This is a genomic window from Streptomyces phaeoluteigriseus (assembly GCF_001896135.2).
GTDB classification, from domain to species: domain Bacteria; phylum Actinomycetota; class Actinomycetes; order Streptomycetales; family Streptomycetaceae; genus Streptomyces; species Streptomyces phaeoluteigriseus.
Window position 1 is genome coordinate 31,680 of sequence record NZ_MPOH02000016.1, and the last position, 24,715, is coordinate 56,394.

Consider the following 24,715-nt stretch of genomic DNA (forward strand, 5'->3'; position numbering starts at 1 on the left):
CCGAACGGAGTGCTCCCGTGAAAGTCGCAGTTCTCGGCGCCGGTGCGATCGGCGCCTATGTCGGTGCCGCGCTCCACCGCGCCGGCGCCGATGTGCACCTCGTCGCCCGTGGACCGCACCTGGCGGCCATGAGGCGGGACGGGGTGCGGGTGCTCAGTGCGCGCGGTGACTTCACCGCCCGCGCGCATGCCACCGACGACCCGGCCGAGATCGGCCCGGTCGACTACGTCTTCCTCGGCCTGAAGGCCCACTCGTACGCGGCGTGCGGGCCGCTGATCGAGCCACTGCTGCACGACACCACGGCGGTCGTCGCCGCCCAGAACGGCATCCCCTGGTGGTACTTCCACCGGCACGGCGGCCCCCACGACGGTCACCGTCTGGAGAGCGTGGACCCCGGCGGCACGGTCAGCGCGGTGCTCGCGCCCGGACGGGCCGTCGGCTGTGTGGTGTACGCCGCCACCGAACTGGAAGGGCCGGGCGTCGTGCGGCACTTGGAAGGCACCCGGTTCTCGATCGGCGAACCCGACCGCAGCGTGTCCGCGCGCTGCACCGCCTTCGGCGAGGCCATGCGGGCGGGCGGGCTGAAGTGCCCGGTCGAACCCGAGCTGCGCAACGACATCTGGCTCAAGCTGCTCGGCAACATCTCCTTCAACCCGATCAGCGCGCTGGCCCGCGCCACCATGCGGCAGATGTGCCTGCACGGCGGCACCCGCCAGGTCATCGAGACGATGATGCGCGAGACACTCGCCGTCGCCGAGGCCCTCGGCTGCGAGGTGGGCGTCTCCATCGAGCGCCGCCTCGCGGGCGCCGAGCGGGTCGGCGACCACCGCACCTCCACGCTCCAGGACCTGGAGCGCGGCAAGCCGCTGGAACTCGACGTCCTCCTCGCGGCGGTCGTCGAACTGGCGGAGATCACCGGCGTCGAGGTGCCCACCCTGCGCACCGTGCACGCCATCTCGGACCTGCTCGCGCTGAGGAGCGCCGCATGAGGAAACGCGACCGGACCCCGAAGACCTACGCACGGCTCACCCACCCGCTCGTCCGCGACTCCCTCGACGAACCCTTCCGGCAGGCGAGTTGGGACGAGGCGCTGGACCGGACGGCCCGGGGCCTGGCGGACGCGCGCGGCGCGTTCGGCATGTTCTCCTGCGCCCGCGCCACCAACGAGATGAACTACGTGGCGCAGAAGTTCGCCCGGGTCGTCATGGGCACCAACAACGTCGACTCCTGCAACCGCACCTGTCACGCCCCGAGCGTGGCCGGCCTGTCGGCGGCCTTCGGTTCCGGCGGCGGGACGTCGTCGTACGAGGAGATCGAGCACGCGGACGTCATCGTGATGTGGGGTTCCAACGCCCGGTTCGCGCATCCGATCTTCTTCCAGCACGTGCTGAAGGGGATTCACAACGGCGGTCGACTGTACGCGGTCGACCCGCGACGGACGTCGACCGCCGAATGGGCGGAGAGCTGGCTCGGTCTCGACGTCGGCACGGACATTCCCATGGCCCACGCAGTCGGCCGCGAGATCATCCACGCCGGGCTCGCGAACCACACCTTCATCGAGCGGGCGACCAGCGGCTTCGAGGAGTACCGGGCGCTGGTCGAGCCGTGGACGCTGTCCCTGACGGAGAAGGTGACCGGCGTACCGGCCGCCGCGATCCGGGACCTGGCCCACGCCTACGCCCGCGCCGAGCGCGCGCAGCTCTGCTGGACCCTCGGCATCACCGAGCACCACAACGGCACCGACAACGTGCGCGCGCTGATCAACCTCTCCCTGCTCACCGGCCACGTCGGCCGGTACGGCTCCGGGCTCCAGCCCCTGCGCGGGCAGAACAACGTGCAGGGCGGTGGCGACATGGGCGCCATACCCAACCGGCTGCCCGGCTTCCAGGACATCCTCGACCCGGACACCCGGCTGAAGTTCGAGGCGGCCTGGGACACCGTCATCCAGCCGCACTACGGGATGAACCTGACGGAGATGTTCGAGGCGATGGAGGAGGGCGGGCTGAAGGCCGTCTACTGCATCGGCGAGAACCCGGCGCAGTCGGAGGCCGACAGCGAGCAGGCGGTGCGGCGGCTGACCTCGCTGGACTTCCTCGTCGTGCAGGACATCTTCCTCACGAAGACGGCCGAGCTGGCGCACGTCGTGCTGCCCGCGACGGCCGGCTGGGCGGAGACCGAGGGCACCACCACCAACAGTGAACGCCGGGTTCAGCGCGTGCGGCGTGCCGTGACGCCGCCCGGCGAGGCCCGCGAGGACATCGACATCCTCTGCGATCTGGCGTCCCGACTCGGCCACGACTGGAAGTACGCCGACGCCGAGTCGGTGTGGAACGAGCTGCGTTCGGTGTCGCCGGACCACTACGGGATGACGTACGAGCGGCTGGCGGAGCACCAGGGCATCCAGTGGCCCTGTCCGAGCACCGAGCGGGTCGAGTCCACCTATCTGCACGGGCGGTTGTGGGAGAAGGAGCCGGAACTGCGCGGTCCCCGGGCGCCTTCGGGATCGTGCGGCACGATCCGCCGGTCGACCTCACGGACGAGGAGTACCCGATCCGGCTGACCACCGGCAGGCGCCTCGACTCCTACAACACCGGTGTGCAGAGCGGAAGTTACGCCTCCCCGCTGCGGCGCGGAGAGTTCGTGGAGCTGTGTCCGGAGGACGCCGAGCACCTCGGGGTCGTGGTCGGGGAGGAGGTGCGGGTGTCGTCCCGGCGCGGGTCGGTGACGGCGCCGGTGTGGGTCGACACCGCGCTGCGGCCCGGACTGGCGTTCATGACGATGCACTTTCCCGACGAGGTGGACACCAACCAGCTGACGATCGAGGCGAACTGCCCGATCGCGGGGACGGCGGAGTTCAAGGCCTCGGCGATCCGGATCGAGAAGCTCCCGGCGCCGGCCTCCGTCCCGGCCTACGTCCCGACCCACGTGAGGTGACGGTGTGGACCTGCACTTCGGCGACAGCAAACCGACCGACGAGGAACGAGCGGCCGTGGACGCCCTGCTGGGCCCTCCGCAGTCCTCCTGGGAGGGTGCCGACCGCAGCGACGCCGACCTCAGGTGGGCGCGCGGCGGACGCGCGGCGCGGGACCGGCGCGACCTGCTGCTGCCGGGGCTGCACGCGATCAACGACCGGGTCGGCTGGATCAGCGAGGGCGCCCTCGACTACCTGTGCCGCCGGCTGACCGTGCCGCCGGCGGAGGCGTACGGGGTCGCCACCTTCTACGCGATGTTCTCCGTCCGGCCCCGCCCGGCGACCGTCCTGCACGTCTGCACGGACCTGGCGTGCACGGCCGCCGGCGCGCAGGACCTGTGCGCCGGGATCGAGGCGGGGCTGGGCCCCGGCAGCGGCGTCCACGTCGAGCGCGGCCCCTGCCTCGGCCTGTGCGAACGCGCCCCGGCCGCGTTGGCGATCAGGGCGGGCGACCCGGTGCGTACGGCGGTGGCGGCGCCGGCGACCGTGCGCGAGGCCGTGCTGGCCGCGAGCGCGCCGGACTCGGCGCCGGAGGAACCGCCCGCGGAGACGGCGGTCCCGCAGGCGGGACAGGACGGGCTGGTCCTGCTGCGCCGCGTGGGTGCGGTGGACCCGTCCTCGCTCGACGACTACCGGGCGCACGGCGGTTACACGGCTCTGCGCGAGGCCTTCGCCCTCGGCCCGGCCGGTGTCATCCGGGAGGTCACCGACTCCGGGCTGGTCGGACGCGGTGGTGCCGCCTTCCCCACCGGCCGCAAGTGGCAGGCGACGGCGTCCCAGCCCGACCGTCCGCACTATGTGGTGTGCAACGCCGACGAGTCGGAACCGGGCACGTTCAAGGACCGGGTGCTGATGGAGGGCGATCCGTACGCGCTCGTGGAGGCGATGACGATCGCGGCGTACGCGGTCGGCGCGCACCGGGGCTATCTGTATCTGCGCGGCGAGTATCCGCGGGCGATATCCCGTATGCAGCATGCCGTCGACCAGGCGCGTGCCCGTGGGCTGCTCGGCGACGACATCCTCGGTCAGGGCCACTCCTTCGACATCGAGATCCGGCGCGGCGCGGGCGCCTACGTCTGCGGTGAGGAGACCGCCCTGTTCAACTCGATCGAGGGCTACCGGGGTGAGCCGCGCTCGAAGCCGCCGTTCCCGGTGGAGAAGGGCCTGTTCGGCAGGCCGACGGTCGAGAACAACGTGGAGACCCTGGTCAACGTCCTGCCGATCCTGACCATGGGGGCCGCGGCGTACGCGGCGATCGGCACCGCGAGGTCCACCGGCCCCAAGTTGTTCTGCGTGTCGGGCGCGGTCGAGCGGCCCGGTGTCCACGAGCTGCCGTTCGGCGCCACGCTGGGCGAACTGCTGGAGTCGGCGGGCGTCCGGGACCGGTTGCGCGCGGTTCTGCTCGGCGGGGCGGCCGGCGGCTTCGTACGCCCCGACGAACTGGACCTCCCGCTCACGTTCGAGGGCACCCGCGAGGCAGGCACCTCCCTCGGTTCCGGGGTCGTGATGGCCTTCGACGACACCGTTCCGCTTCCCCGGCTCCTCCTGCGGATCGCCGAGTTCTTCCGCGACGAGTCCTGCGGGCAGTGCGTGCCGTGCAGGGTCGGGACGGTCCGCCAGGAGGAGGCGCTGCACCGGATCGTGGAGCGCACGGGGGCGGCGGCCGCCGAGGACGTCGCCCTGCTCAGAGAGGTCGGCCGCGCGATGCGGGACGCCTCGATCTGCGGTCTCGGGCAGACCGCGTGGAACGCCGTGGAGTCAGCGATCGACCGTCTGGGGGCGTACGAATGACCGTGACACCGCTGGGGATCCCCCGCCGCCTGCTGGAGTTCACCATCGACGGGGAACCGGTGCGCGCCCCGGAGGGCTCGACGATCCTGGACGCCTGCCGCGCGGCAGGGAAGGACGTGCCGACCCTGTGCCAGGGCGACACGCTCGCCCCGAAGAACGCCTGCCGCCTCTGCGTCGTGGAGGTCGAGGGCTCGCGCACCCTCGTCCCGGCCTGCTCCCGCCGGGCGGAGCCCGGCATGGAGGTCCGCACCGACACCGAACGCGCCCGGCACAGCCGCAAGCTGGTCCTCGAACTCCTCGCGTCCTCGGTCGATCTGTCCACGACACCGATGGCAGCGGAGTGGATCAAGGAGTACGAGGCGAAACCGGACCGCTTCGGCCCCGACGCGGCCCGCGTGAACGAGGAACCCCGGGTCGACAACGATCTCTACGTCCGCGACTACGACAAGTGCATCCTCTGCTACAAGTGCGTCGACGCCTGCGGTGAGCAGTGGCAGAACAGCTTCGCGATCTCCGTCGCGGGCCGTGGCTTCGACGCCCGGATCGCCGTCGAGCACGACGCGCCGCTGACCGACTCGGCGTGCGTGTACTGCGGGAACTGCATCGAGGTGTGTCCGACGGGCGCGCTGTCGTTCAGGTCGGAGTTCGACCGGCGGGCGGCGGGCACCTGGGACGAGTCGGCCCAGACCCGGACGACGACCGTGTGCGCGTACTGCGGTGTGGGCTGCAACCTGACGCTGCACGTGCAGGACAATGAGATCGTCAAGGTCACCTCGCCGCACGACAACCCGGTGACCCACGGCAACCTCTGCATCAAGGGCCGTTTCGGCTACCAGCACGTACAGAACCGGGGCTGACGACATGGGACGAGTCACCGAACGACGCAAGGTGCTCCGCATCCGCGACTCAGTGGTGTCCAGCCGTCCGGACACGCTGGTCGCGGAGGAGCCGCTGGAGATACGGCTGAACGGCAAGCCCCTCGCCATCACCATGCGCACACCCGGTGACGACTTCGCGCTCGCCGCCGGATTCCTGGTCAGCGAGGGGGTACTGGCCGAGGGATCCGATCTGCAGAACATCGTCTACTGCGCCGGGGCGACCGTGGACGGGTCGAACACCTACAACGTCGTCGACGTGCGCACGGCACCCGGTGTCACCATCCCCGACATCACCCTCGAGCGGAACGTCTACACGACCTCCTCCTGCGGGCTGTGCGGCAAGGCCAGCCTGGACGCGGTCCGTACGACGACCCGGTGGCCCATCGCCGACACTCCCCCGCTCCGCGTCGCACCCGAACTCCTCGCCGTCCTCCCCGACCGGCTGCGCGAGTCCCAGCGCGTCTTCGACCGAACCGGCGGTCTGCACGCGGCGGCCCTGTTCTCCGAGGACGGCGAACTGCTGGACGTCCGCGAGGACGTCGGCCGGCACAACGCGGTCGACAAACTGGTCGGCCGTGCCCTGCGGGACAGCGGCCTGCCGCTGTCCCGGGCCATCCTTCTCGTGTCGGGCCGGGCCTCGTTCGAGCTGGCGCAGAAGGCCGTGATGGCGGGCATCCCGATGCTCGCGGCGGTGTCGGCGCCGTCCTCGCTCGCGGTGGACCTGGCGGCGGAGACGGGACTGACGCTGGTGGGCTTCCTGCGGGGCAGTTCCATGAACGTGTACGCGGGCGAGGACCGCATCGCCCTGCGGACCGCGGCCGCGCGGGGCTGACGCGGCTGCCCGCGGCACGGCGGCGGGGCTCCGACCGGCGGGGAGCGCCCCCTGCGTCGTAGGGGCCCCGCCTCAGACCCTCGCGCCGCCGTCCCAGACCCCCAGACCCTCGCGCCGCCGCCTCAGGCCCTCGCCGCCGCCGTCTCCGTCTCCGCCCCGGCGTCCGCCTCCGCCTCCGGGTCGTGCGACCGGCGCTTGGCGATGACCGCGCACACCATGAGCTGCATCTGGTGGAAGAGCATCAGGGGCAGTACGGCGAGGGAGGCGTGCGCGCCGAACAGGACGCTCGCCATGGGCAGTCCCGAGGCCAGGGACTTCTTGGAGCCGGCGAACTGGATCGCGATCCGGTCCGCCCGGTCGAACCGCAGCGCCTTGGCGCCGTACCAGGTCAGCGCGAGCATCACCGCGAGCAGGACGGCCTCGACGGCCAGCAGACCGGCGAGCCGGGCGGGGCTGACCTGGTGCCAGATGCCCTGGACCATGCCCTCGCCGAACGCGGTGTAGACGACGAGGAGGATCGAGCCGCGGTCGACGTAGCCGAGGACCTTCCTGTGCCGGGTGACGAATCCGCCGATCCAGCGGCGCAGCAGTTGGCCCGCCAGGAACGGCACGAGCAGTTGCAGCACGATCTCGACGACGGAGTCCGCCGAGAAGCCGCCGCTGCTGCCGAGCAGGGCGGCCGCGAGCAGCGGTGTGACGACGATGCCGACCAGTGAGGAGAAGGAGCCGGCGCAGATCGCGGCGGGCACGTTGCCGCGGGCGATCGAGGTGAAGGCGATCGAGGACTGGATGGTCGACGGGACCAGGGTCAGGAACAGCAGTCCCTGGTGGAGCGGGTCGGTGAGGATCACCGGGACGAGGCCGCGGGTGGCCATTCCCAACAGGGGGAAGATCACGAACGTACAGGCGAGGACGGTGGCGTGCAGGCGCCAGTGCCTGAGCCCGTCCACCGCCTCCCGGGTGGACAGGCGGGCGCCGTACAGGAAGAACAGGAAGGCGATCGCGGCCGTCGAGGCGCCGGAGGCCACGTCGGCGGCGGTACCGCGGGCCGGTAGGAGCGCCGCGAGACCGACCGTCCCGAGCAACAGCAGGATGTACGGGTCGATCGGCATCCAGCTCGGCCAGCGCAGGCGTTTCACGGTGCTCCACTTGCTCGTTCTCGCTCGTTGATCGTTCTTGCTCGTTCGTCCGTGTGCCGCGGGACCGCGGGGCCCCCGTCCATCGTCCTCCCAGGCCCCGTGATCGGGAATCCGGTATACCGCTCTCACTGTCATCGCGCGGCGTGATAGCCGGTACGGTGGCCGGTGTGTACGAGCCGTCCCAGCTGCGCACCTTCCTGGCGGTCGCCCAGACCCTGAGCTTCACGCAGGCCGCCCGGCGGCTCGGGCTGCGCCAGTCGACCGTCAGCCAGCACGTACGCCGGCTGGAGGACGCCACCGGGCGGACGCTGTTCACCCGCGACACGCACTCGGTCGAGCTGACGGAGGACGGCGAGGCGATGCTGGGCTTCGCGCGCCGCATCCTGGAGGTGCACGAGCAGGCGACAGCCTTCTTCACCGGTACCCGGCTGCGCGGCCGGCTGCGCTTCGGCGCCTCCGAGGACTTCGTGCTGACGCGGCTGCCGGAGATCCTGGAGGGCTTCCGGCACGACCACCCCGAGGTCGACCTGGAGCTGACCGTGGAGCTGTCCGGCACGCTGCACGAGCAGCTCGCGGCCGGGAAACTGGACCTGGTGCTGGCCAAGCGGCGCCCCGAGGACCCGCGCGGCGAGCTGGTCCGGCACGACGAGCTGGTGTGGATCGGCGCGGACCGGCTGCGGCTGCACGCCGACCGGCCGGTGCCGCTGATCGTCTTCCCGCCGCCGGGGATCACCCGCGCCCTCGCCCTGGAGGCGCTGGAGCGGCAGGGGCGGGCGTGGCGGATCGCGTGCACGAGCGGCAGCCTGAACGGGCTCATCGCGGCGGCCGCGCGGGCCTGGGCGTGATGGCGCACTCGCGCGGTCTGATCCCGCCGGGCCTGGTGCGCGTCCCGGAGCGGGCGGGCCTGCCCGAGCTGGGCCGGGTCGAGTTCGTCCTGGTGCACGGGCGGCGGCGTACGGCCGCCCAGGGGGCGGCGGACGCGCTCGCGGCGGCGATCCTGGCGGGCGGCGACCGGCTGCACCGGGGCGGGTCGCGCCCGGCGGGCACGGACCGCACGAGCGGTCCCGGCTGACGCCCGGACCAGCGGCCCCGGCCTCGGCCCGCGACGAGGGGTGACGGTGTGACGGAATCGGCTGCTCCGGCGCTGGACCGGGGGAGGGCACCGACGCGCCACCGGCTTCTCGCGCGGGGGCCGGGCCCCGTAAGCGGGCCGGCACCGTAAACGGGTCGGCACCGTAAGCGGGCCGGGCCCCGTAAGCGGGTCGGGCAGATTCGGTGGAGATTACGGCACCGAAACTTACTCCTCAGTCAGTTTTCTGTCCGACCCTTCCGCATGTGAGCCCATTTTCCCGCACTGACCAGCGCGGACAAGAGCGTCGCTCGCTTTCCGGACCCCTCCCGCCCCGCGCGGGGGTGGGGTAGCTTTCACGGCGCTGTGCGGCCATGGGAAGCGGGGTGCGGGGTTTGCGCGAGTACACCAACCCTCCGTTGGCGTCGGCACCGCCGGTGGGCGGTCTGGCCGACGTCGTGTTCCAGCACGCCCAGGACGACCCTCGGCGCGTCGCGCTGGGCCGCAAGGACGAGCGGGGCGAGTGGCGGAACGTGACCTCCGCCGAGTTCCGCGACGAGGTCCTCGCCCTCGCCAAGGGCCTGCTCGCCCAGGGCATCCGGTTCGGCGACCGCGTCGCGATCATGTCGCGCACCCGCTACGAGTGGACCCTGTTCGACTTCGCCCTGTGGACCATCGGCGCCCAGGTCGTCCCCGTCTACTCCACGTCCTCGGCGGAGCAGTGCTTCTGGATGCTGTACGACTCCGAGGTCACCGCCGCGATCGTCGAGCACGAGGACCACGCGATGACGATCGCCACCGTCATCGACCGCCTCCCCCGGCTGCACAGGCTGTGGCAGCTGGACGCGGGGTGCGTGCGCGAGCTGTACGACGCCGGCGCCCACATCGAGGACGAGGTCGTGCACCGGCACCGGGAGGCCGTCACCCCCGACTCGACCGCGACGGTCATCTACACGTCCGGTACGACCGGCCGCCCCAAGGGCTGTGTCATCTCACACGGCAACTTCATGTTCGAGGCGGACACCGTGATCGAGCGCTGGGAGCCGGTGTTCCACTCCAGGAAGGGCGACGAGGCGGCGACCCTGCTGTTCCTGCCGCTCGCGCACGTCTTCGGCCGGATGGTGCAGATCGCCGCGATCCGCGGCCGGGTCCGCTTCGGCCACCAGCCCCAGCTGCACGCCGCCGCCCTGCTGCCCGACCTGGCCGCGTTCCGGCCGACGTTCTTCCTCGCCGTGCCGTACATCTTCGAGAAGGTCTTCAACGCGGCGCGCCGCAAGGCCGAGCGGGAGGGCAGGGCCGGGCCGTTCGAGAAGGCCGTCGAGGTGGCGGTGGACTACGCGGAGGCCGTCGAGGCGAAGGCGTGGGGCACCGGACCGGGCCCCACGGCGGGCCTGCGCATGCAGCACCAGTTGTTCGACAAGCTCGTCTACTCCAAGGTGCGCGCGGCCATGGGCGGTCGCGTCCGGCACGCCATGTCCGGCGGCTCGGCGATGGACCGCAGGCTCGGCCTGTTCTTCGCCGGCGCGGGCGTGCAGATCTACGAGGGCTACGGCCTGACCGAGACCACCGCGGCCGCCACCGCCAACCCGCCCGGACGCACCCGCTACGGCACCGTCGGCCAGGCCATCCCGGGACTGACCGTGCACATCGCGGACGACGGCGAGATCTGGCTGCGCGGCGACAACGTCTTCCAGGGGTACCTCAACAACCCCAAGGCCACCGACGAGACCCTGCACGAGGGCTGGCTCGCGACCGGCGATCTCGGCTCCCTCGACGAGGACGGCTACCTCACCATCACCGGCCGCAAGAAGGAGATCCTCGTCACCTCCAGCGGCAAGAGCGTTTCGCCGGGGCTGCTGGAGGAACGCGTCCGGGACCATCCGCTGGTGAACCAGTGCATCGTCGTCGGCAACGACCGGCCGTTCGTCGCCGCCCTGGTCACCCTCGACCAGGAAGCCGTCGAACACTGGCTCCAGATGCGCAGGAAACCGCAGCTGACGCCCACGGAACTGGTGGGCGACCCGGACCTGGAGGCGGAAGTGCGCCGGGCCGTCGTGGCGGCGAACACCCTGGTGTCGCAGGCCGAGTCGATCCGCACCTTCCGCATCCTCGCCCAGCCGTTCACCGAGGAGCACGGCCTGCTCACCCCATCCCTGAAGCTGAAGCGCAAGGCCATCGAGAACGCGTACGCCGACGAGGTCGACGCGCTGTACCGGACGTGAACCCCGCCGCGCCTTCCGGGTCGCGCGGCCCGGACCCCGCGTTCCGGGCCGCGAATGCGGGGGTCAGGAATGCATCACGCCCCGTGATCGTTGACCATGGGAACACCCCTTGACGGACAACCGAAGGATCAAGAGCTAGTGAGCAGCAAGGTCCCCCCGATCATCCTGAACAACGGCGTCGAGATGCCCCAGCTGGGTTTCGGTGTCTGGCAGGTGCCGGACGACGAGGCCGAGCGGGCGGTGGCCACCGCGCTGGAGGCCGGGTACCGCAGCATCGACACAGCGGCGATCTACGGAAACGAAGAGGGCACCGGCAAGGCTCTCGCCGCCTCGGGCGTGGCCCGCGAGGACCTCTTCGTCACCACCAAGCTCTGGAACAGCGACCAGGGGTACGACGCGACGCTCCGCGCGTTCGACGCCTCGCTGGAGAAGCTGGGTCTGGACTACCTCGACCTGTACCTGATCCACTGGCCGCTGCCGGCCCGCGGTAGCTACGTCGACACGTACAAGGCTTTCGAGAAGCTCCTCGCGGACGGCCGCACGCGGGCCATCGGCGTCTCCAACTTCCTGCCGGAGCACCTGGAGCGGCTGATCGCCGAGACCTCGGTCATCCCCGCGGTCAACCAGATCGAGCTGCACCCGCACCTTCAGCAGCACGCCTCGCGCGAGTTCCACACGGAGCAGGGCATCGCCACCGAGGCCTGGTCCCCGCTGGGCCAGGGCAAGGGGCTGCTGGAAGTGCCGGCGATCGTCGCCATCGGCCAGAAGCACGAGCGCACCCCGGCCCAGGTCGTGCTGCGCTGGCACGTCCAGCTCGGCAACATCGTGATTCCGAAGTCCGTGACGCCGTCGCGGATCAAGGAGAACATCGAGGTGTTCGACTTCAGCCTGGACACCGAGGACCTGGCCGCGATCAGCGCGCTGAACGAGGACCGGCGGATCGGGCCGGACCCGGCCACGTTCGACGTCGGCTGAGTCCCCGGACGGCAGCGGGACGGCGCAGCCGGGGCGCCCTCCTCGAGGGGCGCCCTTCGCGTGCCGGTCGTGCCCTTTTCGGGCGTACGTCAGTTGGGCTGGCCCACGGGGCGTACGACGACGGTGTTGATGTCGACCCCCTCGGGCCGGCGGATCGCCCACACGACCGAGTCGGCGATCTGGTCGGCGGTCAGCAGGTGCCCGGGCGGCAGGCTGCCGTAGCCGTCCCAGAACGGGGTCTCCACCCGGCCGGGGGCGATCAGGGTGACGCCGACGCCCCACTCGGTGACCTGCCGGCGGGTGTTCTCGGCGAGCCCGGTCACCGCCCACTTCGTCGCCCCGTAGATGTTGCCCGGGGTCGGCACGAAGCCCGCGACGCTGCCGATCAGGACGATCCGGCCGCGGGTCTCCTTGAGCGCGTCGATGGAGGCGCGGACGAGGAAGGCGGGGCCCAGCACGTTGGTCAGGACCATGTCGGTCCAGCCGGAGGGGTCGCCTTCGGCGACGGAGTCGTGGGTGGCGATGCCGGCATTGGCGACGACTGTGTCCAGTCGACCGTATTCCTTGAGCGTACGGTCGACCGCCGACTGTACGTGGTCGTAGTCGGAGGTACTGCCGACGACCGTCGACAGCCCCTCCGGGTCGCCGAGTTCCGCGGCGAAGGCGCGCAGGCGCTGCTCGCCACGGCCCGTCACGGTGACCCGGTACCCGGCGTCCAGCAGGCGCCGCGCGACGGCGGCGCCGATGCCGCTGCCGCCGCCGGTGATGAGGGCGACGGGTGCGGCCGTCGCGTCCGGTGCTCCCGACCTGTCCGGAGAGCTGCTCATGGTGTACCCCCTGTGCGTCGCGTGAACGGCACGGAGTCCATCACTTGGAGCGCTCTCCAAGTCAAGTCCCTTTTTTCTAGACCGACTTGACCGCGGTGTGCACCGAATGGGCGGCCAGCACGAACACGTCCGGCCTGCGGTGCACGCCCGCCGGGTCCCGCGGGTCGAGCAGCCGGTCGAGCACGGCCCGGTCGCCCGGATCGAGGGTGTCGCCGAAGATGTCACGGAGGCGGCCGAGACGGTCGGCGACGTAGCCGCGGGCCCGGTCGGAGGCGGGGGCCGGCAGATCGAGCAGGAAGCTGCGGCTGCGGGGGCGCTTCAGGCCTGCGGCGCCCAGCAGCGCGGCCCAGTCCTCGGCCTCCTCGACGGCTCCGGGCAGGTCGGCCCGCATCCGGGCGAACCATTCCGCCTCCAGCGCGTCGAGCCGCGCCTCCAGGCCGGGACGGCCGAACCCCAGGTCACGCGGCAGGAACCGGCTCGGCAGGCCGCCCTCCATGATCGCCAGGGTGCCGCCGGGCGCCAGCCGCTCGGCGAACGCGGCGAGGGCTGCACGCTGGTCGGCCAGGTGGTGCAGACTGCGACCGGCCCAGATCAGGTCGGCGGGGTACTCCAACTCATCCAGCACCGCGGGAAGTTCGCCGGTCAGCGTGCCGAAGCGGTCGCCGTGTCCGAGTCGGCACGCCCGTGCCCGCGCCCGCTCCAGGAGCGGTCCGGAGCCGTCGACGGCCATGACCCGCGCACCCGGGAACACCTCGGCGAACAGGCAGGACACCACGCCGGGTCCGCTGCCGGCGTCGACGATCAGCCCCGGCTCGGTCACCTCCTTGCCGAGCCAGGACAAGGCCTTCTCGTACAGAGGCGTGAACAGCTCGGCCTGGGCCTCCAGGTGCGCGGCCATCGCGGCCCAGTCGATCTCGGTGCCGTGCCCATGCCCATGCCCGTGGCTGTGGTGGGCGTGGCCGTCGCGGGCGTGGCCGTCGTGCCGGTGCTGTTCGTTCTGCTGGTGCGCCATGGTGGTCAGCCTCTCGTCCGTGATGCCGACAGCGTGCGCCGACGCACCGGCCGGAGGCCACCACTGTTGCCGAGGCGGCAAAAATTCCACAGCGGTTTCCCAGGTGACGCGGCCCGGCCGCTCCCGTCGGACGGGAGCGGCGGACTTGCGCCGGGGAGGAGCGGGGCGGTGATCCCCGGCGGGGCGAGCGGTTACGGCAGCGGCGGGTAGGCGTTCTGCATCAGCTGCTGGAACTGGGCGGAGAACCAGTGCCCGGAGACCGGCGCGTTGGGCAGGGCGCCCGACAGGTTGTTGCCGTTGCGCGGGTTGCCCGTGTACGTCGGGTCGCACATCCGGTCGAAGCCCTTGCCCTCGTCGTTCGGGATGGCGCTGCTGGAGCCGTCGGACTCACCCGGCGGCTTGATCCAGACGTACGCGTCGATCCCGGCCGCGGGGGCCGCCTGCGGACGTTCGCCGAGACCGGCGCCCGCCTGGTTGCACCAGTTGCCGATGTGGATGCGGCGGTCGTAGCGGCCGCCGTCGATGTAGGTGTCGACGCTGGTCGTGGCGCCCGGACCGGCGGGCCGGGCGGTGCCGCCCCAGCCGTTGCGGGAGGTGTCGATCAGCATGCCGATACCGGAGTTGAAGCCGGTCGTCACCAGCTGGTTGCGGAAGCCCTGGGCGAAGGACAGCTCGTCGACGTAGCGGTTCCAATCGACCCACTTCGACTCGCGGACCGACTTGCCGGCCACCGAGTCGTTGATGGTGAAGTTGTTCTCCTTCAGGGCGCTGTAGTTGGCCGTGTTGGTGATGAAGCCGTGGACGTCGTTGACGGTGGCGCCCTCGGTGGTGGCCGCCTCCTTCATGATGGCGGCGCTGGCGGCGAAGTTGTCGTCCCAGCCGATCCAGCCGTGGTGTCCGGCGTCGATGTAGTTGTAGACGTTGGGCGCGTCACCGAGCTTGTTCAGGGCGTAGCCGACGCCCTTCTGGTAGTTGCCGTTGGCCTTCATCACGTCGCACTGCGGGGTGGCCGTGGGGCGGCTGCCCGTGTTGGTGACGAGGTTGGGCAGCGAGTCGATCTCGATGGTGTTGACGATGCGCAGCCCGGCGTACTTCGAGTCGGCGAGGATCGCCGCGATCGGGTCGATGTACTGCGTCTTGTACTTGTCGATCTCCGTCGGGCCCAGCTCGCCGTTGGAGGCGAGGGCGGCGCAGTCACGGCCGGGCAGGTTGTAGATGACCAGCTGGACGACGAGTTCGCCGGAGCCCTTCTGCGTCAGCGCCGCGTCAAGGTGGTCGCGGAGGCCCATGCCGCCGTTGACGCCGTTGATCGCGGCGGTGCGGTCGAGCCAGACGCCGGTGGGCTGGTTGGAGATGCGGCTGCCGCCCGGTTCGGCCGCGGCCTTGGCCGACCACTCGGGGTTCACGTACACCTTGGCGCCGGCGTAGGGGTTGTCGACCTTGGTGCCGGGACCTGTCGGGCCGGGGTCCGTCGGACCGGGGCCGGTGGGGCCGCCGTCGACGTTGCAGGTGACGCCGTCGAGGGTGAACGTCGCCGGGAGCGCGTTACTGCCGCTGTAGGTGCCCTGGAACCCGAAGCTGGCCGAACCGCCCGTCGCCAGTGTGCCGTTGTAGCTCTCGTTGGCGGCGGTGACGGCCGTGCCGGACTGGGTGACCTTCGCGTTCCAGCCGTTGGTGACCTTCTGGTTCCCGGCGTACGACCACTTCACGGCCCAACTCGACTTGGCGGCCGAGTTGTTGGTGACGGTGACGCTGGCGGTGAAACCGGTTCCCCAGTCGTTCTGCACCTTGTAGTCGACGGTGCACGGCACGGCGGCGATGCCGGCGTCACCGGGGACGACGGCGAGTGCCGTCCCGGAGGCCCCGGCGACCAGCGCCAGCGCGGCGAGTATCGCTGTTCTGCTACGGCTCATGAGTGCGGGTTTCCTTCTCGGTTGCGGGTGTCGATGGGTGCGCGTTTCCCTAGTGGTTGCGGTGGTTGCGGTGGTTGCGGTGGTGCGCGTGTCCCTGGCGGTCTCGGGTGGTGCGGTGGTGCCGGTGCCAGCCGTTCAGGGCGCGCGGACGATCACGCAGCCCGATGCCGTACGCGGTGGGGTCCCGTCGTGGTCCGAGATCGGGGACGGACCGGTGGAGCGGTCCCAGGTGTTCCAGGTCCGGCCCGTACGGCAGTCCGCGGTCGTCGAACCACTGCATGACCTGTTCGGCGAACCGTCGCGAGCAGGTGTTCTCACCGTTCTCCCCTGCCACCAGCGGAACCTGGGCGGCGACGGGGGGGCCGAGTTTGGAGTGCCGACAGCTCTCGTCGGCACGGGAGTTGACGTCGTACGCATGTCGGGAGGCGAGGTCGCCCACGTTCCTCGGCCCCGGTGGACCGTATGGCGTCGACCAGATCCTGCATACCGGCGGCCTCGTACCCGATGCCGGGGCAGGTGCCGGCGTCCCCGCCCGGCACTGCCACGCCTGGCCGGCCGTGGAGGTCGCTCGGTCGGGGGTAGGGCTCGTTGAACGGGTCGAGCACCACGGTCGGGTCGTTCTCGCAGGTGCCAGGCGCCGATTTCCAGCACGCCGGTGTGTGGTGCGTGTCCGCATCGGCTTCCGGCAGCCGGCGTGCACGTCGGGTACGAACCGCCGTACGCGAGCAGGTGACGGACGTGCCGTCGGCGTCCACGGGTCTGTTCCGAGAAGCCCGCAGCGCGGGCGGTTCGTCACCGGGCTCCGCCGGTCCGGCAGGCGTGGCTCCCTGTGCCGTCCCGACCGGCAAAGCCGTGCCAAGGGCGGGGGCGGCCGTGCCGACGACGGCTAAAAGTACTGAACGCGGGGGGTGTCGCATGAGCGACTCCTGACAGCTCGGGCACGTCGGTACGGACGTGTCGACTGATGGAACCGCTCCCACTGGTGTCAACGAAGTTAGCGCCAAGTGTCGGCAAAGAACAGGGGAGCAACTGACTTTCCCTCAACTTCGACTGTCGAATCTTTTCGACTCTTCAAGCACCTTGACCGCTCACACCCGCATCCTCACTATGGGAGCGCTCCCACTGGTGAACTCTTCAAGCACCTTGACCACCCCCCTCGCGTCCCCACTACGGGAGCGCTCCCACTGGTTCAAGGCTTGTTGCTCCTCCCCCTTCTCCGAGCCGCAAGGAGGAACCAGCACCATGGATCCCTCACGCAGACGCCGCAGGGCGCGGCGACTGTGGACCGCCGTCGTGGCGGCCCTCGCGCTCCCCCTGACCATGCTGGGCACGATCACCACCACCGCCCAGGCCGCCGCACTCCAGTGCAGCGTGGACTACAAGACGAACGACTGGGGTTCCGGCTTCACCGCGGATCTGACCCTCACCAACCGCGGCACGGACCCGATCAGCGGCTGGACCCTGGCATACGCCTACGCGGGTGACCAGAAGCTGTCGAACGGCTGGAACGGCAGCTGGTCGCAGTCGGGCAAGCAGATCACGGTGACCAACGCCTCGTACAACGGGACGATCGCCGCCGGCGCGGCGGTCAGCACCGGGGCGCAGTTCACCTACAGCGGCAGCAACGCCGCTCCGGCGAGTTTCTCGGTCAACGGCACACCGTGCACCGGCGCCCACCAGCCGCCGATCACGGTGCTGACCAGCCCGGCCGCGGGCGCGGTCTACACCCAGGGTGACGCGGTGCCGCTCGCGGCCACCGCGGCGGCCGCCGACGGCGCGACCATCACCAAAGTCGAGTTCTACGACGACACGGCACTGCTGGGCACCGACACCAGCGCGCCGTACTCACTGTCCGCCTCCGGGTTGACCGTGGGCAGTCACTCGCTGGTGGCGAAGGCCTACGACAGTCTGGGTGCCTCCGCGTCGTCCACGCCGGTGGGGATCAGGGTCGCCTCGGGACCGGCCGTGGTGGCCTCCACCACCCAGCTCGCCGTCCAGCAGGGCAAGACGGGAACGTACGAGATACGGCTTTCCACGCAACCGTCGGCCAATGTGACCGTGACGACCGCCCGGACGGGTGGCAACACGGGACTCACGGTGACCGGCGGCGCGAGCCTGACCTTCACCCCGTCGAACTGGAACACCGCGCAGAAGGTGACCATCACGGGCAACGGTTCCGGCACGGGCGCGGCGACCTTCGAGTCGTCGGCGACCGGGCACGCGAAGGCCGCGGTGACGGTGACCCAGATCGCCGCGTCGAAGGCGTACGACGCGCGCTTCCTGGAGCTGTACGGCAAGATCACCAACCCGGCGAACGGCTACTTCTCCCCCGAGGGCATTCCGTACCACTCGGTGGAGACGCTGATCGTCGAGGCTCCGGACCACGGGCACGAGACCACGTCGGAGGCCTACAGCTATCTGCTGTGGCTGCAGGCGATGTACGGCAAGGTCACGGGCGACTGGACCAAGTTCAACGGCGCGTGGGAGATCATGGAGAAGTACATGATCCCCACCCACGCCGACCAGCCGACGAACTCCTTCTACAACGCGTCCAAGCCGGCGACGTACGCACCGGAGCTGGACACGCCCAACGAGTATCCGGCGAAGCTGGACGCCTCGGTGTCGGTGGGACCGGACCCGATCGCCGGTGAACTGAAGACGGCGTACGGCACGGACGACGTCTACGCCATGCACTGGCTCCAGGACGTCGACAACGTCTACGGCTTCGGCAACTCCCCCGGCAAGTGCGAGGCCGGCCCGTCCGACACCGGCCCGTCGTACATCAACACCTTCCAGCGCGGTGCGCAGGAGTCGGTGTGGGAGACGGTGCCACAGCCGACCTGTGACGCCTTCAAGTACGGCGGCAAGAACGGTTACCTGGACCTGTTCACCGGTGACGCGTCCTACGCCAAGCAGTGGAAGTTCACCAACGCCCCGGACGCCGACGCGCGGGCCGTGCAGGCCGCGTACTGGGCGGACATCTGGGCGGAGCAGCAGGGCAAGGGCAGCCAGGTCTCGGCCACCCTCGCCAAGGCGGCCAAGATGGGCGACTACCTGCGCTACGCCATGTACGACAAGTACTTCAAGAAGGTCGGCAACTGCGTCGGTCCGTCGGCCTGCCCCGCGGGCACCGGCAAGGACTCCTCGCACTACCTGCTGTCCTGGTACTACGCGTGGGGAGGCGCCACCGACACCAGTGCCGGCTGGGCCTGGCGCATCGGATCCAGCCACGCGCACGGCGGTTACCAGAACCCCCTGGCCGCCTACGCGCTGAGCAGTTACGCCGACCTGAAGCCCAAGTCGGCGACGGGACAGGCGGACTGGGCGAAGTCGCTGGACCGGCAGCTGGAGTTCTACCGGTGGCTCCAGTCCAGCGAGGGCGCCATCGCGGGCGGTGCGACGAACAGCTGGGCGGGCCGCTACGCGACTCCCCCGGCCGGGAAGTCGACCTTCTACGGCATGTACTACGACCAGCAGCCCGTCTACCACGACCCGCCGTCCAACCAGTGGTTCGGCTTCCAGGCGTGGTCGATGGAGCGGGTGGCGGAGTACTACCAGCAGACGGGGGACGCCGACGCCAAGGTCGTCCTGGACAAGTGGGTCGACTGGGCCCTGTCCAAGACCACGGTCAACCCGGACGGTTCCTTCCTCATCCCCTCCACCCTCCAGTGGTCGGGCCAGCCCGACACCTGGAACGCGTCGAGTCCCGGCGCCAACACGGGACTTCATGTCACCGTCGCCGACTACACCAACGACGTCGGCGTGGCCGCCGCGTACGCCAGGACCCTGACGTACTACGCCGCCAGGTCCGGTGACGCGGAGGCCGGGTCGACGGCCAAGGCGCTCCTGGACGGCATGTGGAACAACAACCAGGACGCTCTCGGCATCGCGGTCCCCGAGACCCGCGCCGACTACAACCGCTTCGACGACGGCGTGTACGTCCCGAGCGGCTGGACCGGCACGATGCCGAACGGCGACCCGATCAGCGCCTCCTCGACCTTCGACTCGATCAGGTCCTTCTACGAGGACGACCCGTCCTGGTCGAAGATCGAGAGCTACCTCGCGGGCGGAGCCGCGCCCGTGTTCACGTACCACCGGTTCTGGGCCCAGGCGGACATCGCCATGGCCATGGGCTCGTACGCGGAGCTTCTCGAATAAGCCCCCGCTAAGGCTCCGCGTACCGCGCCGGGCGGTCCCCACCCGCACAGGGGACCGCCCGGTCGTCGCACCTCCGCACGACACCTCCCGCACCGCACCTCCCTCACCGCACCTCCCGCACGCCCACTCCCGCACGACTCCTCACCCGACCTCTGACCTCTGACCTCCCCATGGCCTCCCCCGGCCTCATCCGGGCTCACCTGGCTTCGCGAGGAAGGACCCCCACCGTGCGAAGAACCCGTATCCTCACGGCCGCGCTGGCACTCGCGGCCGGCCTGCTCGCCGGCACCCCGCCCGCACTGGCCGCCGACAGCGCTCCCCCCGCGACGACCCTGGCGGCGGAGTCGTACACCTGGAAGAACGCCCGGATCGACGGCGGCGGTTTCGTCCCGGGCATCGTCTTCAACCGCAAGGAGAAGAACCTCGCCTACGCCCGCACCGACATCGGCGGCGCCTACCGCTGGCAGCAGGCCGGCAGGACCTGGACGCCGCTGCTGGACTCGGTCGGCTGGGCGAACTGGGGCCACACGGGCGTGGTGAGCCTGGCTTCCGACTCCGTCGACCCGGACAGGGTGTACGCGGCCGTCGGCACGTACACCAACAGCTGGGACCCGGGGAACGGGGCGGTCATGCGCTCCGCGGACCGGGGGGCGAGCTGGCAGAAGACGGATCTGCCGTTCAAGCTGGGCGGCAACATGCCCGGCCGCGGCATGGGCGAGCGGCTCGCCGTCGACCCGAACCGCAACAGCGTGCTGTATCTGGGCGCGCCGAGCGGCAAGGGGCTGTGGCGGTCGACGGACTCGGGTGTCACCTGGTCGCAGGTGGCGAACTTCCCCAACGTGGGCAACTACGTGCAGGATCCGAGCGACACCAGCGGCTACTCGTCCGACAACCAGGGCATCGTCTGGGTCACCTTCGACGAGTCCACGGGCACGTCCGGCAACGCGACGAAGACGATCTACGTCGGTGTCGCGGACACCGGCAACGCGGTGTACCGCTCGACGGACGCGGGCGCGACCTGGTCTCGGGTGGCCGGACAGCCCACGGGATATCTGGCGCACAAGGGTGTACTGGATACCGTCAACGGCCAGCTGTACGTCGCATACAGCGACAAGGGCGGCCCCTACGACGGCGGCAAGGGCCGGCTGTACCGGTACACGACGGCTACCGGCACCTGGACCGACATCAGCCCGGTCGCCGAGGCCGACACCTACTACGGCTTCAGCGGGCTGACGCTCGACCGGCAGCGCCCCGGCACGGTGATGGCGACCGCGTACAGTTCCTGGTGGCCGGACACCCAGATCTTCCGCTCCACGGACAGCGGCGGCACCTGGACGAAGGCCTGGGACTACTCGTCGTATCCCACCCGCCAGAACCGCTACACCATGGACGTCTCCTCGTCCCCCTGGCTGACCTGGGGCGCGAACCCGTCGCCGCCCGAGCAGGCGCCGAAACTCGGCTGGATGACGGAGTCGCTGGAGATCGACCCGTTCGACTCGAATCGGATGATGTACGGCACGGGCGCGACGGTCTACGGCACGGAGAACCTCACCAACTGGGACTCCGGCACCCAGTTCACCATCAAGCCGATGGTGCAGGGCCTGGAGGAGACCGCGGTCAACGACCTCGCCGCTCCCCCGGCCGGCGCCCCGCTGCTCAGCGCGCTCGGCGACATCGGCGGCTTCCGGCACACCGACCTCACCAAGGTCCCGTCGATGATGTTCGGTTCACCGAACTTCACCAGTACGACGAGCCTGGACTTCGCCGAGTCCAACCCCAACACGGTGGTGCGGACCGGGAACCTCGACTCGGGCCCGCATGTGGCGTTCTCCACCGACAACGGCGCCAACTGGTTCGCGGGCACCGACCCTTCGGGGGTGAGCGGCGGCGGGACGGTGGCCGCGGCGGCGGACGGCAGCCGCTTCGTGTGGAGCCCGGCGGGCGCGGGCGTGCACCACACGACGGGCTTCGGCACCTCCTGGTCGGCGTCGAGCGGCATCCCGGCCGGCGCGATCGTGGAGTCCGACCGCGTCGACGCCAGGACGTTCTACGGCTTCAAGTCGGGCAGGTTCTACGTCAGTTCGGACGGCGGCGCGACCTTCACCGCCTCCCCCGCGACCGGCCTGCCCAGTGGGGACAGCGTGCGGTTCCAGGCGCTGCCCGGCACGAAGGGAGACATCTGGCTGGCGGGCGGGGCGAGCGACGGGGCGTACGGCCTGTGGCACTCGACGGACGGCGGCGCGAGCTTCACCAAGCTGTCCGGCGTCCAGCAGGCCGACACGATCGGCTTCGGCAAGGCGGCCCCGGGCGCCTCGTACCAGACGCTCTACACCAGCGCGCAGATCGCCGGCGTGCGGGGCATCTTCCGTTCCACGGACAAGGGCGCGACCTGGACGCGGATCAACGACGACGCCCACCAGTGGGGCTGGACCGGCGCCGCGATCACGGGTGACCCGCGGGTCTACGGCCGGGTGTACGTCTCGACGAACGGCCGGGGCGTGATCTACGGCGACAGCTCGGACACCGGAGGCGGTGGCGGCGGGGGCGGCGGTACGGACCGACGCCGACGGGCGCCTGCGCGGTGACGTACACGATCACCAACCAGTGGTCCGGCGGCTTCCAGGCGGACGTGAGAGTCGCCAACACGGGGACGAGCGCCTGGTCGGGATGGTCGCTCAGCTGGGCCTTCCCGGGCGGGCAGACGGTCTCCCAGCTGTGGAACGCCGAACACACCCAGTCGGGTGCCACGGTGACCGCGAAGAACATCGGCTGGAACGGCAACGTGGCGGCGGGCTCCTCGGTGAGCTTCGGCTTCACGGGCACCTGGTCGGGCACCAACGCGAAACCGGCCGCCTTCAAGCTGGGCGATCAGAACTGCGCGGTGAGCTGAGCGGCCCGGGCCGGGCAGCCACCGAACCCGTGGGGCGCGTGCCGCGAGCGGCACGCGCCCTTCGCGCGGGACCGTCAGGGTGTGTAGACCGTGGGCCTGGGGGCCGTCGCCATGCCGCTGCCGATGAAGAAGCTCGGGTGGGGCGGCTGGTTGTAGGCGGTATTTTGCCAGGCCAGGGCTGTGCGGTACTGGGTGTCGTGCAGCAGGGTGGTGATCTTCGTGGCGGTCTCGACCGGCGTGGAGTAGATGCGCAGGGCCGTGTTGTTCGAGGTCGGCCAGACGACCTCCTCGCGCCAGTCGCCGAGGATGTCCCCGGACAGGGACGGGGTGGACTTGGTGCCGTTGTTGGAGTGGACCCCGGAGGCGGTCAGCAGGCGGGTCTCGCCGGAGGTGCCGTACTTGTCGACGCGGGTGCCGTCGAGGAGTTCGCGGACGGGGTCGCCGTCCCACCAGTTGACGAAGTTGACGCTGGACGGCTCTCGGCCGAGGGAGGCGCCGGTCGCCGAGCGCAGGGTGGTGTCGGAGGCGGACCAGGCCTCGGCGCCCGCGCTGCCGGCGTAGATGTCGGCGGCGACGCCACGGCCGTTGTCCGCGCCGGACGCCGTCTGCCAGAGGATCTGGCCGGTGCGGGCGTCCGCCATCCAGGAGCCCGGCTTGCTGGTGTCCTCGGAGACCTTGAAGTACTCGAGTCCGGACCGGGACGGGACGAGGTCGCCGAGGTGGCCCGCGTCGCCGTGGCCGAGCCTGGTCGTCCACAGGCCGTTGCCGTTGTCGTCGACGGTCATCGCGCCGTACACGATCTCGTCCTTGCCGTCGGCGTCGACGTCCGCGACGGACAGGGAGTGGTTCCCCTGACCGTCGTAGCCCTTCCCGGAGTTGGTGGAGGAGCTGGTGTCGAAGGTCCAGCGGCGGGTGAAGGCGCCGCCCCGCCAGTCCCAGGCCGCGATCACGGTACGGGTGTAGTAGCCGCGCGCCATGACGAGCGACGGGCGGGTGCCGTCCAGGTACGCCGTGCCCGCGAGGAAGCGGTCGACGCGGTTGCCGTAGGAGTCGCCCCAGGACGAGACGGTGCCGCGGCCCGGTGCGTAGTCGACCGTGCCCATCGCCTTGCCGGTCTGGCCGTTGAACATGGTGAGGAACTCGGGTCCGGACAGCACGTAACCGCTGGAGTTGCGGTGGTCGGCGCTGGAGCTGCCGATGACCGCGCCGGTGCCGTCCCGGGTGCCGTCGGCCGTCTTCATGGCGACCTCGGCCTTGCCGTCCCCGTCGTAGTCGTACGCCTGGAACTGCGTGTAGTGGGCGCCGGAACGGATGTTGCGGCCCAGGTCGACGCGCCACAGGCGGGTTCCGTCGAGCTTGACGGCGTCGACGATCGTGTTGCCGGTGTAACCGGACTGCGAGTTGTCCTTGGCGTTGGTGGGCTGCCACTTGAGGACGAAGTCGAGGGCGCCGTCGCCGTCGAGGTCGGCGACGGAGGCGTCGTTGGCCTCGTAGGTGTAGGCGACGCCGTCGGGGGTGGTGCCCCCGGCCGGCGGGGTGATGGGCACGTCCTTGTAGCCGGTGCGCAGTTGCACCGCGTGGACGGAGTCGGCCTGTTCCACGCCGCCGACGACGGCGCGGACCGTGTAGTCGGCCTGGGCGGGGGCTCCGGAGTGGAAGTAGTTCGTGGAGCCGGTGACGGGGGTGGAGTTGACCTTGGTCCCGGCCCGGTAGACGTTGAAGGACACGTCGTTCGGATCGGTGCCGAGCCAGCGCCAGCTGACCAGGTTGCCGCTGCCGGTGTACACGCTGACGACTCCCCGGTCGAGCTTCTCGACCTGGCGGGCGGTGGCGGCTTCCGCGCTGTCCGTGGAGAGCGCGGTGAGTCCGGCGCCGGCGAGCGCGGTCACCGCGATCGTGGCGGCGAGGACGGCGGTCCTGCGTCGTCTGCGGTGCGCGGGCGGACCCGGACGGTTCTGCGCGGGTGTGGGCGTTTGCGGGTGCGGGTGCGGGTGCTGCACGTGACGTACCTCCCGGGAGGGCGGACGGGTTCCGCTCT

Annotated in this window: 12 protein-coding genes and 4 pseudogenes; 10 read left to right on the forward strand and 6 right to left on the reverse strand. The window is 70.7% G+C overall.

What is annotated here, in order from left to right:
- Positions 1-17: 17 nt before the first annotated feature.
- From BM536_RS24870 to fdhD, 5 genes and pseudogenes are all read left to right on the forward strand, one after another.
- On the forward strand, positions 18-989 hold the full coding sequence (locus tag BM536_RS24870; RefSeq protein WP_094103534.1) for a 2-dehydropantoate 2-reductase: 972 nt from the start codon (positions 18-20) through the stop codon (positions 987-989).
- Positions 986-2,934 (forward strand): annotated as a pseudogene (locus tag BM536_RS24875) (molybdopterin oxidoreductase family protein). Before BM536_RS24870 ends, BM536_RS24875 begins: the two are co-directional and overlap by 4 nt.
- Positions 2,935-2,938: 4 nt before the next feature.
- Positions 2,939-4,762 (forward strand): NADH-ubiquinone oxidoreductase-F iron-sulfur binding region domain-containing protein, encoded by a 1,824-nt coding sequence (locus BM536_RS24880; protein ID WP_094103535.1) that lies wholly within the window; start codon positions 2,939-2,941, stop codon positions 4,760-4,762.
- On the forward strand, positions 4,759-5,619 hold the full coding sequence (locus tag BM536_RS24885; protein ID WP_073496310.1) for a 2Fe-2S iron-sulfur cluster-binding protein: 861 nt from the start codon (positions 4,759-4,761) through the stop codon (positions 5,617-5,619). Before BM536_RS24880 ends, BM536_RS24885 begins: the two co-directional genes overlap by 4 nt.
- A gap of 4 nt (positions 5,620-5,623) precedes the next feature.
- A complete protein-coding gene (gene fdhD / locus BM536_RS24890) occupies positions 5,624-6,472 on the forward strand; it encodes a formate dehydrogenase accessory sulfurtransferase FdhD (protein ID WP_073496312.1) in 849 nt (282 codons plus the stop codon).
- A gap of 122 nt (positions 6,473-6,594) precedes the next feature.
- On the opposite strand, the gene BM536_RS24895 is transcribed toward fdhD, so the two are convergent.
- Positions 6,595-7,584: a bile acid:sodium symporter family protein gene (locus BM536_RS24895; protein ID WP_245873812.1), complete on the reverse strand. Its 990-nt coding sequence runs from the start codon at positions 7,582-7,584 to the stop codon at positions 6,595-6,597.
- A 194-nt stretch (positions 7,585-7,778) separates the two neighbouring features.
- On the opposite strand from BM536_RS24895, the pseudogene BM536_RS24900 reads away from it, so the two are divergent.
- The 3 genes and pseudogenes from BM536_RS24900 (at position 7,779) to BM536_RS24910 (ending at position 11,877) form a co-directional block, all read left to right on the forward strand.
- Positions 7,779-8,683: pseudogene (locus tag BM536_RS24900) on the forward strand (LysR substrate-binding domain-containing protein).
- A 392-nt stretch (positions 8,684-9,075) separates the two neighbouring features.
- Positions 9,076-10,902, forward strand: a complete 1,827-nt coding sequence (locus tag BM536_RS24905) for an AMP-dependent synthetase/ligase (RefSeq protein WP_073495924.1) — start codon at positions 9,076-9,078, stop codon at positions 10,900-10,902.
- Positions 10,903-11,040: 138 nt separating this feature from the next.
- Positions 11,041-11,877: an aldo/keto reductase gene (locus tag BM536_RS24910; protein WP_073495926.1), complete on the forward strand. Its 837-nt coding sequence runs from the start codon at positions 11,041-11,043 to the stop codon at positions 11,875-11,877.
- Between the two features lie 89 nt (positions 11,878-11,966).
- On the opposite strand, the gene BM536_RS24915 is transcribed toward BM536_RS24910, so the two are convergent.
- The 4 genes and pseudogenes from BM536_RS24915 to BM536_RS43155 all read right to left on the reverse strand — a co-directional run.
- Positions 11,967-12,704 carry an SDR family oxidoreductase gene (locus BM536_RS24915; RefSeq protein ID WP_073495927.1) on the reverse strand — a complete coding sequence of 246 codons (738 nt, stop codon included), beginning with the start codon at positions 12,702-12,704 and terminating at the stop codon, positions 11,967-11,969.
- 76 nt (positions 12,705-12,780) lie between these two features.
- The gene (locus BM536_RS24920; protein WP_073495929.1) at positions 12,781-13,716 is read right to left on the reverse strand and encodes a class I SAM-dependent methyltransferase; all 936 of its coding nucleotides are present in this window, start codon (positions 13,714-13,716) and stop codon (positions 12,781-12,783) included.
- Positions 13,717-13,907: 191 nt separating this feature from the next.
- Complete coding sequence (locus tag BM536_RS24925) at positions 13,908-15,629, reverse strand: glycoside hydrolase family 6 protein (protein ID WP_073495931.1); 1,722 nt, start codon at positions 15,627-15,629, stop codon at positions 13,908-13,910.
- A gap of 130 nt (positions 15,630-15,759) precedes the next feature.
- A pseudogene (locus BM536_RS43155) lies at positions 15,760-16,332 on the reverse strand (cellulose-binding protein); the annotation flags it as partial.
- A gap of 539 nt (positions 16,333-16,871) precedes the next feature.
- Here BM536_RS43155 and BM536_RS24935 point away from each other — a divergent pair.
- Both BM536_RS24935 and BM536_RS24940 read left to right on the forward strand, forming a co-directional pair.
- Positions 16,872-19,787, forward strand: a complete 2,916-nt coding sequence (locus tag BM536_RS24935; RefSeq protein WP_073495935.1) for a glycoside hydrolase family 48 protein — start codon at positions 16,872-16,874, stop codon at positions 19,785-19,787.
- 227 nt (positions 19,788-20,014) lie between these two features.
- Positions 20,015-22,677, forward strand: a pseudogene (locus BM536_RS24940) (cellulose binding domain-containing protein).
- Between the two features lie 74 nt (positions 22,678-22,751).
- On the opposite strand, the gene BM536_RS24945 reads toward BM536_RS24940, so the two are convergent.
- Positions 22,752-24,677 carry a rhamnogalacturonan lyase gene (locus tag BM536_RS24945; RefSeq protein ID WP_425444675.1) on the reverse strand — a complete coding sequence of 642 codons (1,926 nt, stop codon included), beginning with the start codon at positions 24,675-24,677 and terminating at the stop codon, positions 22,752-22,754.
- Positions 24,678-24,715 lie beyond the last annotated feature (38 nt).

Bases quoted from the DNA above. Each gene is read 5' to 3' on its own strand.
- BM536_RS24885 (WP_073496310.1), top strand. From the start codon at position 4,759: ATGACCGTGACACCGCTGGGGATCCCCCGCCGCCTGCTGGAGTTCACC.
- fdhD (WP_073496312.1), top strand. From the start codon at position 5,624: ATGGGACGAGTCACCGAACGACGCAAGGTGCTCCGCATCCGCGACTCA.
- BM536_RS24895 (WP_245873812.1), bottom strand. From the start codon at position 7,584: ATGCCGATCGACCCGTACATCCTGCTGTTGCTCGGGACGGTCGGTCTC.
- BM536_RS24915 (WP_073495927.1), bottom strand. From the start codon at position 12,704: ATGAGCAGCTCTCCGGACAGGTCGGGAGCACCGGACGCGACGGCCGCA.
- BM536_RS24920 (WP_073495929.1), bottom strand. From the start codon at position 13,716: ATGGCGCACCAGCAGAACGAACAGCACCGGCACGACGGCCACGCCCGC.
- BM536_RS24925 (WP_073495931.1), bottom strand. From the start codon at position 15,629: ATGAGCCGTAGCAGAACAGCGATACTCGCCGCGCTGGCGCTGGTCGCC.
- BM536_RS24935 (WP_073495935.1), top strand. From the start codon at position 16,872: ATGGATCCCTCACGCAGACGCCGCAGGGCGCGGCGACTGTGGACCGCC.